Origin of the sequence: Silvania hatchlandensis, from assembly GCF_025564065.1 — a bacterium.
Classification (GTDB): Bacteria; Pseudomonadota; Gammaproteobacteria; order Enterobacterales; family Enterobacteriaceae; genus Enterobacter; species Enterobacter hatchlandensis.
This window is the reverse complement of the sequence record NZ_JAMGZK010000053.1, coordinates 118,915-134,302: the sequence shown is the minus strand read 5'-3', so window position 1 is coordinate 134,302 and position 15,388 is coordinate 118,915. Positions and strand designations below refer to the sequence as shown.

Below are 15,388 nucleotides of genomic sequence, written 5' to 3'. Positions count from 1 at the left end.
GAAAATTTACTGACCTGACAAACAAGAAAACCGAGGTGTTTAAGCGACGTTGCGGGAGTGTCCGGCCAACACGGCCAGTGCTTCACCGTTTTCGATGGTGATGTATTTCCCTTTTACCGCCAGCATACCGCTTTTCTGGAAACGACCCAGCAGACGGCTGATGGTTTCAACGGTCAGACCGAGATAGTTACCGATATCGCCACGGGTCATGGTCAGACGGAACTCACGCGGGGAGAACCCCCGTTCAGCAAAGCGACGTGACAGGTTATAAATAAACGCGGCCAGACGTTCTTCTGCGTTCTTTTTAGACAGCAGCAGGATCATGTCCTGATCGCCTTTAATCTCGCCGCTCATCAGGCGCATCATCTGCTGACGCAGGTTCGGCATTTTGCCTGACAGGTCATCAAGGGTTTCAAACGGGATTTCGCAAACCATTGACGTTTCCAGCGCCTGAGCAAAGCTCGGGTGGTGGCCAGTGCCGATCGCGTCAAAGCCCACCAGATCGCCCGCCAGATGGAAGCCGGTGATCTGCTCATCACCTTGCTCGGTGATGGTGTAACTTTTGATGGTGCCAGAACGGATAGCGTACAACGATTTCAGTTCGTCACCCGCTTTAAACAGCGTCTGTCCTTTCTGAATCGGCTTCTTGCGCTCGATGATATTATCGAGCTGATCAAGTTCATGCTCATTCAGGGTAAACGGAATACAGAGCTGGCTAATGCTGCAATCCTGGCAATGGATAGCACAACCGCCAGACTGAATGCGTCGAATAATTCGCTTTTCCGGGATCATAGGTTTGCTCAAGCCTTAATTGATATTGGTCAATTTTAACATCTTTTTTGACCCTGCGTAAGCCTGGTAAACCATCAATAAGGACAAGAAGCGCGAAAGCGCCAGCATCTTCTTGAAATTCCACAAATTGACTGCGGACTTTGCCGCTAACTTAAGGAAAGGTAAGCACTAAAAGCCTGGAACTACAGCAGCAGATAGCCTTCGTGGCGCAGAAGCCACTCTTTTCGCTGGACCCCGCCCGCGTAGCCGGTCATGGTGCCGTTGCGACCAATAACGCGGTGGCATGGCACCACAATGCTGACCGGGTTAGATCCGTTAGCAGCACCGACGGCACGCGCTGCGCCAGGACGGCCGAGCTGTTCGGCCAGTTGACCGTAATGCATCACCTGGCCGCAGGGAATGGTGCGTAACGCCTGCCACACCTCGCGCTGGAAAGGGGTCCCAGCGGTGGCCGTCGGAAGGGCGTCTATAATGCTGAGCTCGCCCTCGAACCAGGCGGTGAGCGTGTCGCTCAATCCACCCGGATTGCTGGCACCGATCCGCTCGTAGCCCTCGGCGCGATAGTGGATGTTCAACAATTCCACCATCCGACCGCTGTACTCTTCCCACTCAACCGCCCGCAGATTGAACTGCTCATCGGCAATCACCCACAGGGGGCCGAGAGGGGTAGCAATTTTGTCTTCGAGCAGTCGCAGCATAAGGTGATCCTTAGTTCAGGCGCGGGTAGATCCCAGGTCCAATGGGCAGACCGACAAGATACCATGCCATCAACATCAGCAGCCATACTCCTAAGAAGATAAGAGGATACGGCAACACCAGCGAATAGTAGGTACCCAGTTTGGCCTCCGGTTTATAGCGCTGCAGGAAGCCGAGAAACAGCGGAACAAAAGGCGACACCGGCGCCAGCGGGATCACCGCCGAGTCGGTGACGCGGAACAACACCTGGGCAAAGGCCGGATGGTAACCGAGCAGCATAAACATCGGCACGAAAATAGGCGCAAGAATCGACCAGATAGCCGACCCGCTGGCGATAAACATGCACAGCAGCGAGGAGAGCAGCGCCAGCCCCAGGAAGGCGGGCACGCCGCTAAGCCCGGCGCTTTCCAGAATGTCGGTTAGCCCTACCGCCATAAATTTGCCCATGTTGCTCCAGTTAAACATGGCGACAAACTGGGCCAGCGGAAACACCATCACGATAAAGCCCGCCATCTCCTTCATCGGCTCAATCATCAGCTGCGGCAGATCCCCCTGACGGCGAATTTTGCCGGTGGCAATGCCAAAGGCGAGCGAGACGATAAAGAAGAACAGGATGATCAGCGGCACGATGCCTTTGATAAACGGCGAGGGCAAGACGGTATGCAGCACCGGATCGCGCAGGATGCCGTTTTCCGGCACCACCAGCAGCGCGATGGCCGCGATAAACAGTAGCGACACCACCCCGGCAACGCGCAGTCCCCGACGCTGTTCAGGGCTGAGAGAATCCAGTTTCTCGTCGCTGGAACCCTGCCACTGACCCAGACGCGGTTCGACAATCTTATCGGTAATCAGTCCGCCGACAATCGTCAGGACAATCACCGAGCTGGCCATAAAGTACCAGTTGTCGATCACGCTGACGTGCATGGCGGCATCAATGGTTTTTGCCGCTTCGGTGCTGATCCCGGAGAGCAGTACGTCGGTGGTGACGATCAGTAGGTTGGCGGTAAAGCCGCAGCCGACCCCAGCAATCGCCGCCAGCAGACCTGCCACCGGATGACGTCCGACGGCGATAAAAATCAACGCCCCCATCGGCGGCATGATCACCAGCGCGGCATCCGAGGAGATATGGCTGAAGAAGGCAATAAACAGCACCATGTAGCTCGCATAACGCGCGCTGACGTGAGACGCCATTTTCACCATCAGCGCGGGCAGCAAGCCGGAGCGCTCGGCCAGACCGGCCCCGAGCACCAGCGCCAGGATCGCGCCCAGCGGGGCAAAGCCGCTGAAGTTTTTAATCACATTCGGTAAAAACCAGTGCAGACCTTCCACGCTGAGCAGGTTTTTAACCGCCACCATGCTGCCGTCCGCCGGATTTCGGGCGCTGACGTCAAATGCCGACAGCACGGCGGTGGCAATCGCCAGAATCACAATCAAATAGACGAACAGCAGGAAAGGGTGCGGCACTTTGTTGCCGACTCTTTCAACCCAGCCGTACAGCTTGCCGGAGGGGGAGTGCGAAGGCAGGGACGACAGACTCATGGGCGTTCCTCGGGAGTGTTGTATAGTGTTGTTGTGTTATGTTTTTATTTTAATGGTGACGGTGTCACGCCATCCGGGATTGGACACGCGTACGGTTTTTCACTCAGCTGTTGTTCAAACTCCTCGCGACACGCGGCTAACAGGGCCGGGTCCTGCAGCAGCGCCAGCGCCGTGGCGCCCATCACTTTCCCCGCCAGCAGCATCCCTTTATGCGCAATCGAGGTGCGGCCCTGAGCCACCAGCTGCCAGGTATGCAGCGGCGTGCCCACCGTAAAGCACGGACTGAAGCACTGCGCCACCGGCATTTTCCAGCTGACGTCGCCCACGTCGGTCGAGCCCGCGAGAATGTTATCGGTGATAGCGTAAGGCGCGACCTCATCAATCAGCAGGGTCTGCTGATGGCGACGAGCAAACTGTTTACCCGCGTCGCCGCCGGTGGCTGCAATATTCTTCAGGCTATTTTGCAGATCGTTGTCCGTCAGCGTGGCGCGGATGGCCTCTGCAAAAGCGCGTTCTTCTTCGCTCCAGTCCGGGGTGCCGTAATGCTGCACGGCGCGGTACATCTCGGCCTCCAGCGTACGGTTAGGCAGATAGCTGGAGCAGGCTTTGTCGAAGCGATGCTCAACGCGGGTTTCGGTCATCAGCGCCGCGCCCTGGGCAATTTTCTCTATACGGGCGTAGATCTGCTGCGCGTCGGCCATTTCAGGGGCGCGGATCAAATACAGCACTTCCGCCTGGGCCTGGACCACGTTTGGCGAGATCCCGCCGGTATCGGTGATGGCGTAATGGACGCGGGCTTTCTCAATAATGTGTTCATTAAGGAAGTTGGTGCCGGTGGTCATCAGCGTGACGGCATCCAGCGCGCTGCGCCCCAGATGCGGGGAGTTCGCCGCATGCGCCGCAATGCCGTGAAAACGCCACGACGCCTGGATATTGGCTAAGGTGCTGACGTTAAACATCCCCGCGTAGGCTTCAGGGTGCCAGGTCACGGCGGCATCCACATCGTCAAATAACCCTTCGCGCACCATAAAGGTTTTGCCGGAACCGCCTTCTTCGCCCGGGCAGCCGTAAAAGCGCACCGTCCCGCTGCCGCCGTGCTGTTCCAGCCAGCTTTTAACCGCCACCGCCCCGGCAAGGGCGGCGGTGCCGAGCAGGTTATGCCCGCACCCGTGGCCGTTGGCGCCCGGGGTTGCGGTCTGCGGTGTGGCGCACTCGGCGTTTTGACTCAGTCCCGCCAGTGCATCGTACTCTCCCAGCAGGGCGATCACCGGCTTCCCGCTGCCAAAGCTGGCGATAAAGGCGTTCGGCACGCCACCGGCTTCGCGGGTCAGGGTAAAACCTTCCTCTTCAAGCGCGGTCGCCAGCCGGTCGGCAGACCAGAACTCTTCAAAACGGGTTTCCGGATGATCCCAGATCTCATCCGCAATGGCGGTGAACTGCTGGCTTCGGGTGTCGATTGCATCGGCAATAAAAGGATAAAGAGTTTGCATTACACACCTCGGGTCCACGGGAAGTTAAGCGCGGTTCGCGCCAGCGTTTCGATGGCAATCAGCATCACGTTTTCATCGAAGTCGAATTTCTCGTTGTGGTGCCCGGCGCTGAGGGTGGTACCAAACACCATGTACGAGGCGAGGCCGCCGTTCTGCTGTACGCGGGCCATCATCAGGGTGGCATCCTCCGAACCGGCAGGGGCTTTAACGTTGTCGATGGCGTGTTCCACGCCCGCGACCTGGGCCGCCTGTTCGCGCAGGTAGGCCACCCATGCCGGAGAGGGTACGCTGGAGGTGGCGGCGCCCATCAGGTGCAGCTCGCTACTGACGCCGTGAATGGCCGCAGCCCCATCGATCACTGCTCTGGCGCGTTCAAACACGTACTGGTTAATCGCTTCGCTTTCGCCGCGTGTTTCGACCTTCAGCAGAGCGCTGGCGGGGACTACGTTGCGCCCGCTGCCGGCCTGCATTACCCCGACGTTGACCCGGGACGCGCCCTCGCTGTGTGGGGCGATGCTGTGCAGGCCAAGGGCGGCCTGAGCGGCAGCCAGCAGCGCATTGCGGCCCTCTTCGGGTTTACCGCCTGCGTGAGCGGCAACGCCAGTGAAGCGCACGTCAAACTTGGTGGTCGCCATAAAGTTATCGCTACCGCAGATCACAGTCCCGACAGGCACGCCGGTGCCAATGTGGATGGCGGTAAAATAGTCCACGCCGTCCAGCGCGCCTGCTGCCACCATTGCCCGCGCGCCGCGCGTGCCTTCTTCAGCTGGCTGGAAAATCAGCTTAATGGTGCCGTTCAGCTGTGACTGGTATTTCATAAGAAGCTGCGCCAGCCCCAGGCCAATAGTGGTGTGGCCGTCGTGGGCGCAGGCATGCATCATCCCGCTGTTGCAGGAGGCAAACCCTTCCCGGAACGGGAGATGATCGTCATGACGGGCTTCGTCGAGATCCAGCGCGTCCATATCGACCCGGAACGCGAGGGTCGGGCCAGGACGGCCGGTGTTGAGGGTGGCGACAATCCCGGTAAAGCCGCCTTCAAATGCGCTGAGCCATTTTTCTGATGCACCCTGCTGACGTGCGCGGGCAAAGGCCTGCGCCAGAGTCGCCTCGTCGGGCAGGCCCATCCGGCTGTCGGCATCGACAACGTCGCGGCCCATTGCCAGTTCATAACCCAGCTCGTCTAACACGTCGGCCACTTTTGCGGCGGTGCGAAACTCGACCCAGCCGGATTCTGCATAGTGGTGAAAATCACGTCGCCATGCGGTGAGTTGCGGGAACATGGCCTGCAGGTCGTGCGCCAGTGTATGCATATCGTTTCCTGTCATCATAAGAATATGTGAACTGCTTCACGTTGTGATAGTTTTTACTTATCGCTAACTGATTTTTCACAGATTTAACCTTTCGTGACTTACCCTGGCACAACCAATTCCATTACAGTAGATGACAGTTTCTTTTCTCTGATAAACAACGGTTATCGGTCCTGACATGACGTTTCAGATAAAATTTCATCAAATTCGCGCCTTCGTGGAAGTGTCGCGGCAGGAAAGCATTCGGGGTGCCAGCCGGGTGTTGAATCTGTCGCAGCCAGCCTTAACGAAATCAATTAAGGAACTGGAAGAGGGGATGGCAGCCCAGTTGTTTGTGCGCCGGAGCAAAGGCGTGGCATTAACCGAGTGTGGGGAGAGTTTTTACCAGCACGCCAGCCTGATTCTGGAAGAGTTACGCAGCGCCCAGGATGATATTCGACAGCGACAGCGACAGGGGCAGCAGGCGGGGCAGATCAATATCGGGATGGGCGCCAGCGTGGCCCGGATGTTAATGCCCCCGGTGATCGTCCGCTTCCATCAACAGCATCCGCAGGTCAAGGTACGAATTATGGAAGGGCAGCTGGTCTCGATGATTAACGAATTACGCCAGGGAGAACTTGATTTTACGATCAACACCTATTATCAGGGCCCCTATGACCATGAGTTTACGTTTGAAAAATTATTTGAGAAACCGTTTGCTATATTCTGTCGGGAAGGTCATCCCGCACGCGGGGCGACCTCCATCAATGACTTGTTGAAATATAGCTGGACGATGCCCACCCCGAGAGGAAGCTATTATAAACAGCTGGAAGAGTTGTTTAACCATCGTGAACAAATACCTCGGGTCGGTATTGTCTGTGAAACATTTTCGTCCTGTATTAGCCTGGTGGCCCAGAGCGATTTTCTGAGCATCCTGCCGCAGGAGCTGGGCTGCGATCCGCTGCTGGCGCACCGTCTGGTGATGCTGCCCGTCAAAGAAATGCTACCAAAAGCAACGTATTACCTTATCCAGCGCCGGGACTCGCGCCAGACGCCGCTGACCGAATCATTAATCACCCAGTTCAGGCGCCAGGCCAGACAGGTTATTTCCCACGCAACGTAAAGGCAAAAAAATAGAGTCTGTCGACATCCAACAGACCCTACAGTACACACAGCATTGCTCCAGATGCAAATCCTGCTTATTCTTTCCATAATGCAGATACATTTATTTATATCATCTTTTCCCGATAAATACAGGAAATAAAACGTCAGGCTTCACAAAATTTTAGCTAAGTCACGAGGGTTAACCAGTGATAAAAATAAATTTTAGCTTGGGTAAATAATCAATTTAATAAATGACATCTGTTATCCGGTGTTAATCAGGATAATGGGCGCTATCCCTCTGTCGAGGGCCCATTGAGACAGCGCCTGCGCGCAGGTATAGTACCCTGTTAGTAAAGCAGGAGGATGCCATGAACCCAGACGATAACGCGCTTTTTCTTGATGCGATGGGCGATGTTCAGCCCCTCAAGCGCTGTGCCGATGTACAGTGGCAGCCCGGCCGCACCACGCGCCCGCAGCAGCGTATAGATACCAGCCAGCTCGATAACTTTTTGACTACCGGTTTCCTGGATATCGTTCCGCTGGCCCAGCCGCTGGGGTTCCACCGGGAAGGGGTGCAGCAGGGGGTTATCGTCAAGCTGCGCTCAGGAAAATATCCTCGCCAGGCCAGCCTCACGTTACTTCGCTTAACCGTTGAACAGTGCCGTCAGCAGCTCTATACCTTTCTTTGTCAGGCCGAACGCGACGGCTTACGCAATCTGATCGTCATTCACGGTAAAGGTCGGGAGGAGAACGCCCATCCGAATATCGTGCGCAGCTACCTGGCGCGCTGGCTGGCGGAATTCGACGCGGTACAGGCCTTTTGCGTGGCGCAACCGCACCACGGCGGGAGCGGTGCCTGCTACGTTGCTTTGCGTAAATCCGAAAACGCGAAGCTCGAGACCCGGGAGCGTCACGCTAAACGCAGCCGCTAAATCGACAGGAACAGAGCTAAACGCGCATGGAAAACACCGCATTATGCTACCGCCAGTTTGGCGAACCCGAGTCAGTGTTAAAGGCCGAAACCGCCGCAAAAGCACCGCTTAATCCCGGGCACCTGCGGGTGCAAATGCTACTGGCTCCGGTGAATGCCTCGGATCTGATCCCGATCACCGGGGCCTACCGCCACCGTATTTCCTTACCCGCCATTGCCGGGTATGAAGGAGTAGGCAGGGTGATCGCCGCCCCTGACGACGCGGCGCATCTGATCGGCAAACGCGTATTGCCCCTGCGCGGGGAAGGCACCTGGCAGCAGGTCGTTGACTGCCCGGCAGCGCTGGCGATCCCGGTGCCCGATACCATCCCGTCTCCGCTGGCGGCGCGGGCGTTTATCAATCCTCTGGCCGCCCAACTGATGCTCAAGCTGTATCCTCCCCGGGGCAAACGCGTTCTGCTGACCGCCGCAGGTTCGGACTGCGCGATCCTGCTGGGTCAATGGGCGCATCGGCTGGGTGCGCGCGAGGTCTTCGGCATTCACCGCTCGCCGGTTCATGCCACCAGGCTGCAGGCGATGGGGATCGTCCCCATTGCCCAGCACGACAGCGCCGCCGTGCGGGCAGCGGCCGCTGACAGCGATATCGTTTACGACGCCACCGGCGGCGAGGTGGCACAGGTGATCCTCAGCGTGATGCCCGCTACAGGGGAGTTTATCTGCTACGGCCTGCTCAGTGGCCAGCCGTTTAGCTTACAACCGCATTTCCCCCCGATGCGCTGGTTTCATATTCGCAACTATCTCGACGCGCTCAGCCCGCAGGCATGGCAGGCAGAGTTTGACGCTATCTGGTCGAAGATGGCAGAGAGCCATTACAGCGACACCACGCAGTTGCCCTTTGCGGCCTGGCAAGCGGCCCTGACTGACTACCGGCAGGCGGGGCGCACCCATAAACCCCTGCTGGTTATTTGCGATGCGTAACGGTTTAATTAAAACTGGCGTGGTCAGCGCGAATATATTAACCGACATCAAATATTCAGGGTAAAGAAATGAAAAGGCTTTGAGTAAAATCCTGGCTTATGGTAAAAATCAGCGGTGTTTAACTACCGGAGACAATATTAATCTGCACTGACGAGAAGCAACAACGCAGATAATTGTAATATTATGGACAATCTGTTCAACAAACGCATTTCAACATTGACTTCCTGTTTTCTCCCCTCGTATTGCCTGCTGACTGGCGAGCAACACTGGCGCAACGCGCTTTAGAACCCTTCTGCCTGAGCTGGCGCTCCGCGCCGTGCCAACCATTATCGCTATTTTTTTACCCGGATTGCTGCTCACAGCAAGCCGCGAAGGATAATATTCTCAAGCAGGAGAAAATCATGTTTTACTGGATCCTTTTAGCCCTGGCTATCGTCGCTGAAATAATCGGCACCCTGTCAATGAAATGGGCCAGCGTCAGCGGTGGTCACGCCGGTTTTATTTTGATGCTGTTGATGATTACCCTTTCCTATATATTTTTGTCGTTTGCGGTTAAAAAAATCGCCCTCGGTGTGGCGTATGCATTATGGGAAGGGGTGGGTATTTTACTGATCACCCTGTTTAGCGTTGTGCTGTTCGATGAGCCGCTGTCGATAATGAAAATCGCCGGGCTGACGACGCTGGTGGCGGGGATTGTGTTGATCAAATCCGGCACCCGCAAAGGCAAAAAACAGCATAAGGAGGCCACTCATGCAACAGTTTGAGTGGGTCCACGCCGCCTGGCTGGGGTTGGCGATTGTGCTTGAGATTGCCGCTAACGTGTTGCTGAAATTTTCCGACGGTTTTCGCCGCAAAACCTATGGCCTGCTGTCGATTGCAGCTGTGCTGGGGGCGTTCAGCGCCTTATCTCAGGCTGTGCGGGGCATTGACCTCTCGGTCGCTTATGCCCTGTGGGGCGGGTTCGGCATTGCCGCCACGCTTGCTGCAGGCTGGATCCTGTTTGGTCAACGTTTGAACCGTAAAGGCTGGTTCGGCCTGTCCCTGCTGCTTATTGGGATGATTCTGATAAAGCTGGCGTAATCGTCTCGCTGGCTGTGAGTAGGGCAGCGAAATTCCCTTGCTGTATTACGCTTACATGAGGGTATTGAAGAGGACGACAAATGCATAACCCGTTAAGCTGGCGCAATATTCCTTCTGCGAGAACCCTGTTTGTCATGATTTTTATGGCAGGGATCGGCTTAATCGTCTCCGTTGTTGCCTTACTCTATCTCTCGTTGAACCTGATCAGCAGCCAGGCCAATGAAATCGATGAACAACGTACCGCGCTCTCGGTGCAGGGGGCAATTCAGACCTCGGTAAATCGGGTCTGGTCGCTGGTGATTGATAATGCGGTCTGGGACGATGCGGTGCGCGAGGCGTATCGCCCCACGCTCGACACCCACTGGCTGTTCAACACCTGGGGATCGGGCTTTAAGATCAACAACCTGTATGACGGCACCTTTGTGCTGAATGAAAATTATCGGGTGCTGTGGGGCTCGTTTCGCAGCCAGCCGTTTACGGAGCAAAACCTCGATTTCTTCGGGGCTGGACTCACATCCCTGATCCAGAAGAACACCCATGCCTTACAGAACGACAAAACGATCTATGCCGGTATTACCCGTACCCGCGCGGGGGTGGCGTTCGTCGGCGTGGGGCTGATCCGCCCGACGGTGGGCTCCCTGCCGGTGAAGGATCAGACTCGCCGCTATCTGGTGATCACCCGCCATCTTAACCCCAAAATTTTGCGCGATTTGGGCAATACCTTCCAGATTGATAACCTGACGTTTACCCCGGAGCGGGTCAGCGCGGCCAACGTACCCTTTAAAAGTGCCGCCGGGGAAGTGCTGGGCTACCTCTCCTGGCAGCCGCGTCAGCCGGGTGCGGCGGCGGCAAAGGCGGCCTCGCTGGAAATTACCCAGATTGTGCTGCTGACCGCGGCGCTGATCCTGCTGTTTATCCTCGTCAGCAGCGTCGCGTTGTATAAACTGGCGCGCGGTGAAAGCCAGGCTCGGAAAGTGGCCCGCACTGACTGGCTCAGTCATTTACCCAACCGTCGAGCGTTAATCGAAGAGCTGGAGCGGGTGAGCCAGCGCGGCGATACCGATCGTAAAAGCGTGGTGTTTATCGACCTCGATGGGTTTAAGGACGTTAACGATATTTATGGCCATGAGGTGGGTGATGAGCTGATCGTCACCATTGCCAAAACCTTGCGTGATAACGTGCCTAAAGATGGCATGCTGGCGCGGATGGGCGGGGATGAATTTGCGATGACCATCGGCGGAGACAATGCCGAAGCGCTGGCCTCTGCCTTTGGCGGCTTTGTGCTCGACTATCTTAACTCGGCAATTCGCCTTGGCGATCGCACAATCCATATCGGAGCCAGTATCGGCATTGCCAGCGGCATTCTGACGGAATGTAACAGCTCAGAGCTTTTCCGCCGCGCCGATATTGCCATGTACCACTCCAAAATCACCGGCAAAGGACGCGTTACCCACTATGATGCGGAGCTGAACAGCGCCCGTGAGCGGCGGCTGGCGATTGAAAGCCAGATCCGCAGCGGGCTGGATAACGGCGAATTCGACGTCTGGTATCAGCCTATTATTGATGCCCGGAGTCAGAAAATGGTCAGCGTCGAGGCGCTGGTGCGCTGGCCGCGTCGCCCGGACGGGGCACTGGCACCGGATGACTTTATCACCATCGCCGAAACCAGTGGCTTGATATACGCCCTCGGGCAGTTTGTGCTGCGCCGCGCCTGTGAAGATCTGGAGCCGTTTGCGGATTTAAAACTGTCGGTCAACATCTCGCCCGCACAGTTTCGCGATCCGGAGTTTGAAGAGAAGGTGGCGAGCGTGCTGGCGATAACCCGTTTCCCGGCGACGCGCCTGCAGCTGGAAGTCACCGAAAATTACGTCCTTGAGAACCCCGAGCGTGCCAGGGCTGCTATTAACAACCTTAAGACGCTGGGGATCGCCGTGGCGCTGGACGATTTTGGCACCGGTTATTCCAGTATCGGCTATCTGCGCCGCTTTAACTTCGACACCATTAAAATTGATAAATCGCTGGCCGGGCTGGTGGACAATGACGATCAGGCGTCGGCGCTGGTGGGGGGAACGATCCGCATCGCCAGCGCATTAGGCATGACGGTGGTTGCCGAAGGGGTGGAGAATGAAAAACAGATGAAGCTGCTGCGACTGGCGGGCTGCGATCAGCTGCAGGGTTTTTGGTACAGCCAGCCGCTGCCGATTGAGGCGCTTATGGCGCTGCGCCAGCAGCGCCACTGCTGAATCACTCCTGAGCCAGCTCGGCCAGTTTGTCACGAAAGCCGGTGATGGAAAGCGCCCGGTTATCCGCGCGCCAGCGATCTTTTGCCGCCGGAGCCGAGCTTTGCACGCCAATCACCTGCCAGCCTTCGGCTGTTTTGAGCATCAACGGCGAGCCGCTGTCGCCGGGTAAGGTATCGCACTGATGCGACAGGACGCTGGTCTGCGCCCAGCCGGTAACAATGCAGTCCTGATGGGTATACAGCATATCCAGATGATCTTCCGGATAGCCCGCCTGACTGACCTTACGGTCGGCGACTTTCAGCGCGGCGGTGAGGTCAGCTTTATCTCCTGCAAACACCGGCAGCGGGGTGATTCCCGATGGCGGATAGCGCAACACCACCAGCCCAAAATCCCACGACGCGGCAGACGGCGGCACGATCCAGCCGTCACCGTCGGCTTTCAGCCGTTTGCCTAATGACGGCTCCACCCGTCCCTCAATGCCGTGGATCTCATAGCGCCAGACCCCTTTTTGCGACACAAAGCGCAGGGCCACGGCTTTATCCGGCTTGCCCTTCGGCGGCGTCAGCAGGCAGTGTCCGGCGGTCAGCGCCAGATGCGGGGTGATAAGGGTGGCCGTACACAGATTGCCGCTGGCCGTTTCGAGCTGGCCGATGGCATCCCAGGGGGAACGCGCCGGGTCGGTGACGCGCGTGCGATCGTCATGACCAAAAAACAGCGTTTGCACTTCCTTGACGTTCACGGCGTCATCGTCGCTCTCGTCCGCATGAGCAAAACCAGAACAGAGACAAAACGCGCCCAGTACAACCGCAACAGATTTACGCATATCACACTCTGAAGGGGATAATTATGATTATAAAAGATGAACCCTGGTTATTAACTATAGACGGGACAGCAGGAAAGTGGGAGTAAAATCAGCGTGCTACATTCACGAAAGATAAAATACGCTGGCGACGATCGCACATAAAATAAGCGTAATGAGGATCAGCTCAAACCGATAGCGCTGTAACATAACGCCCTCCGGATAAAAAAACGGCGCTGCAACCTTGCCGGTTCAGCGCCGGATAAATAACGTGCCCGTGGGGGCACGTTTCAGTGACGTGGCTTACGCTGCTGGTTTGGCAGTTGGCGCGACAGCCTGGTGTTTCACTGCTTTTTTATGATGCTTTTTAGCGGCTTGCGCTTTCTGCGCTACAGGTGCAGCTTCGGCTTTGGTGGCTGCTTTTTTGTGGTGCTTTTTAGCAGCCTGGGCTTTCTGTGCTGGCGCTTTTTTGTGTGCTTTGTGGTGCACGGTTTTTGCAGCCGGTGCTGCAGAGGTGGTTGCAGTGGCTGCCGGTGCAGCGGTAGCGACAGTTTCAGCAGCGAATGCAGCAGAAGAGAGACCCATTGCAGCGGCAACAACCAGAGCTAATACTTTATTCATCATCTTACCCTCGAATTTGTTTTTTCATTTAACCCCACTGCGGGGCCGTTGAAATAACTATATCCCTGAAAATCCGGGGCTTCCGTGAGTGATTGGTATCGGCGTGTAACGCTATGTACAACGCCGGGTCCTGGACCCGGCGCGGGCCATTATTACAGGTAGCGGGCGGTGAGATGGTCGCGGAAATAGCGGCTGTTAAGATCTTCTCCGGTAGCCTGTTCAATCAGCTGCGCGGTGGTGAAGCGACTGCCGTGCTGCCAGATGTTCTGGCGCAGCCAGTCAAACAGGGCGCTGAAATCACCCTGCGCAATGGCGGCATCCAGCCCCGGCAGGGCGGTCTTCGCGGCAGAGAACAGCTGCGCGGCGTACATCGCGCCCAGGGTGTACGACGGGAAGTAGCCAAACCCGCCGTCGGTCCAGTGGATATCCTGCATACAGCCGTTGCGGTAGTTATCTTTGGTCGACAAGCCCAGCCAGGCCTGCATCTTCTCGTCCCACAGCGCCGGAATGTCGTCCACTTCAATCTCGCCGTTGATCAATGCGCGTTCAATCTCATAACGCAGGACCACGTGCGCCGGGTAGCTGACTTCATCGGCATCGACGCGGATATAGCCGGGCTTCACGCGCTGGTTCCAGGCGATAAAGTTCTCCGGAGTAAACGCCGCCTGGCTGCCGAAACGTTCCTGAACCGCCGGAAGCAGGTGGGTCAGAAACGCATTGCTGCGCCCGAGCTGCATTTCAAAGAACAGGCTTTGCGACTCGTGAACGGCAGTGGATCGCGCCAGGGCGACCGGCTGACCGAGCCAGTTGCGCGGCAGGTTTTGCTCGTAGCGCGCGTGGCCGGTTTCATGGATCACGCCAAACAGTGCGCTGAGCAGTTCCTCTTCGTCGTAGCGGGTGGTGATGCGGACATCTTCCGGCACACCGCCGCAGAACGGATGGGCGCTGACGTCGAGACGCCCGGCGTTAAAGTCGAAGCCGAGGGTTTTCATCGCTTCCAGCCCCAGTTCGCGCTGAATGGCGGTCGGGAACGGACCCTGCGGCGGCACGAATGACTGCTGGGCTTGCTTCTCAACCACCTGCGCGAGCAGATCCGGCAGCCAGGACTTGAGGTCGCCAAACAGACCATCCAGTCGGGCGCTGGTCATGTCCGGTTCAAAAATATCCAGCAGCGCATCGTAAGGAGTACAGCCTTTGGCCTCGGCGCGCAGGCGCGCTTCTTCCCGGCTCAGCTTCACCACCTCTTTCAGGTTGGCGGAAAAACCCTGCCAGTCGTTGGCCGGGCGCTGGGTACGCCAGGCGTGTTCGCATTTGCTGCCCGCCAGCGATTTGGCTTCAACCAGCGATTCCGGCAGCAGGGCGGCCTGCTGATAGTGGCGGGTCATCTCTCGCAGATTGGCCTGTTCGACGTCGTTAAGATCCTCGCTTTCTGCATTGCGCAGCCACTCGGCCACTTTTTTATCGGTCAGGATCTGGTGTTGCAGCACGCTCAGTTCCGCCAGAGCCTCACCCCGGGCGGCGCTGCCGCCTGCGGGCATCATGGTAAACATATCCCAGCTGGCGATGGAGGAGAGATGCGAGAAGCGTGACAGACGCTGGAAGGTCGTGACAAGTGACTGATAGGATGACTCTTTTTTCATTCTTAATTCTCATCGTGAGTTGTGCATGTGTTAGGGAGCATACAGCGGTTCAGGCACGATTCAAGCACTTGCCGTTCACTAAAAAAAGGGGTGGGCCTTACACCAGAAATAACCGGATAACCCCGATCTGGGGTTGAGGTATTTATTTAATAAATGTGTTCTTCAGGTTTTATTATTGCGTGCAGAAAA

The 15,388-nt window shown here is 56.9% G+C and carries 16 protein-coding genes; 7 read left to right on the top strand and 9 right to left on the bottom strand.

Translation table 11 applies throughout. The annotated features are described in order from the left end of the window. Positions 1–39: 39 nt before the first annotated feature. The 5 genes from fnr to M8014_RS17785 all read right to left on the bottom strand — a co-directional run bounded on the left by fnr (position 40) and on the right by M8014_RS17785 (position 5,827). Positions 40–792: a fumarate/nitrate reduction transcriptional regulator Fnr gene (fnr, locus tag M8014_RS17805; RefSeq protein WP_014070017.1), complete on the bottom strand. Its 753-nt coding sequence runs from the start codon at positions 790–792 to the stop codon at positions 40–42. Between the two features lie 182 nt (positions 793–974). Next, positions 975–1,490, bottom strand: coding sequence for a methylated-DNA--[protein]-cysteine S-methyltransferase (ogt, locus tag M8014_RS17800; protein WP_271283719.1), 516 nt, complete (start codon positions 1,488–1,490; stop codon positions 975–977). A 10-nt stretch (positions 1,491–1,500) separates the two neighbouring features. After that, entirely contained in the window at positions 1,501–3,027 is a 1,527-nt protein-coding gene (gene abgT, locus M8014_RS17795) for a p-aminobenzoyl-glutamate transporter (protein WP_271283718.1), read from the bottom strand. A 44-nt stretch (positions 3,028–3,071) separates the two neighbouring features. Continuing rightward, positions 3,072–4,517 (bottom strand): M20 family metallopeptidase, encoded by a 1,446-nt coding sequence (locus tag M8014_RS17790; RefSeq protein WP_271283717.1) that lies wholly within the window; start codon positions 4,515–4,517, stop codon positions 3,072–3,074. Continuing rightward, positions 4,517–5,827 (bottom strand): M20 family metallo-hydrolase, encoded by a 1,311-nt coding sequence (locus M8014_RS17785; RefSeq protein WP_271283716.1) that lies wholly within the window; start codon positions 5,825–5,827, stop codon positions 4,517–4,519. The genes M8014_RS17790 and M8014_RS17785 overlap by 1 nt, the downstream gene beginning before the upstream one ends. A gap of 175 nt (positions 5,828–6,002) precedes the next feature. On the opposite strand from M8014_RS17785, the gene M8014_RS17780 reads away from it, so the two are divergent. The 7 genes from M8014_RS17780 (at position 6,003) to M8014_RS17755 (ending at position 12,139) form a co-directional block, all read left to right on the top strand. Further along, positions 6,003–6,926 carry a LysR family transcriptional regulator gene (locus tag M8014_RS17780; protein ID WP_271283715.1) on the top strand — a complete coding sequence of 308 codons (924 nt, stop codon included), beginning with the start codon at positions 6,003–6,005 and terminating at the stop codon, positions 6,924–6,926. A 349-nt stretch (positions 6,927–7,275) separates the two neighbouring features. Next, positions 7,276–7,839, top strand: coding sequence for a DNA endonuclease SmrA (gene smrA / locus M8014_RS17775; RefSeq protein WP_271283714.1), 564 nt, complete (start codon positions 7,276–7,278; stop codon positions 7,837–7,839). Positions 7,840–7,865: 26 nt separating this feature from the next. Continuing rightward, the gene (locus M8014_RS17770) at positions 7,866–8,816 is read left to right on the top strand and encodes a zinc-dependent alcohol dehydrogenase family protein (protein ID WP_271283713.1); all 951 of its coding nucleotides are present in this window, start codon (positions 7,866–7,868) and stop codon (positions 8,814–8,816) included. Positions 8,817–8,963: 147 nt separating this feature from the next. After that, positions 8,964–9,101 carry a protein YdgV gene (locus tag M8014_RS22890; protein WP_418939618.1) on the top strand — a complete coding sequence of 46 codons (138 nt, stop codon included), beginning with the start codon at positions 8,964–8,966 and terminating at the stop codon, positions 9,099–9,101. 116 nt (positions 9,102–9,217) lie between these two features. Further along, a complete protein-coding gene (mdtJ, locus tag M8014_RS17765; protein ID WP_271283712.1) occupies positions 9,218–9,580 on the top strand; it encodes a multidrug/spermidine efflux SMR transporter subunit MdtJ in 363 nt (120 codons plus the stop codon). Beyond that, a complete protein-coding gene (gene mdtI / locus M8014_RS17760) occupies positions 9,567–9,896 on the top strand; it encodes a multidrug/spermidine efflux SMR transporter subunit MdtI (protein ID WP_271283711.1) in 330 nt (109 codons plus the stop codon). The genes mdtJ and mdtI overlap by 14 nt, the downstream gene beginning before the upstream one ends. Before the next feature lie 80 nt (positions 9,897–9,976). After that, a complete protein-coding gene (locus tag M8014_RS17755) occupies positions 9,977–12,139 on the top strand; it encodes a bifunctional diguanylate cyclase/phosphodiesterase (protein WP_271283710.1) in 2,163 nt (720 codons plus the stop codon). A gap of 1 nt (position 12,140) precedes the next feature. Here M8014_RS17755 and M8014_RS17750 read toward each other — a convergent pair whose 3' ends face one another. The 4 genes from M8014_RS17750 to M8014_RS17740 all read right to left on the bottom strand — a co-directional run bounded on the left by M8014_RS17750 (position 12,141) and on the right by M8014_RS17740 (position 15,199). Then, on the bottom strand, positions 12,141–12,962 hold the full coding sequence (locus M8014_RS17750; protein WP_271283709.1) for a trypsin-like serine peptidase: 822 nt from the start codon (positions 12,960–12,962) through the stop codon (positions 12,141–12,143). 102 nt (positions 12,963–13,064) lie between these two features. Next, on the bottom strand, positions 13,065–13,148 hold the full coding sequence (ydgU, locus tag M8014_RS22965) for a small membrane protein YdgU (protein WP_472924514.1): 84 nt from the start codon (positions 13,146–13,148) through the stop codon (positions 13,065–13,067). A 93-nt stretch (positions 13,149–13,241) separates the two neighbouring features. Next, a complete protein-coding gene (gene asr / locus M8014_RS17745) occupies positions 13,242–13,559 on the bottom strand; it encodes an acid resistance repetitive basic protein Asr (protein ID WP_271283934.1) in 318 nt (105 codons plus the stop codon). 152 nt (positions 13,560–13,711) lie between these two features. Beyond that, a complete protein-coding gene (locus M8014_RS17740) occupies positions 13,712–15,199 on the bottom strand; it encodes a carboxypeptidase M32 (RefSeq protein ID WP_271283708.1) in 1,488 nt (495 codons plus the stop codon). Between the last annotated feature and the right edge of the window lie 189 nt (positions 15,200–15,388).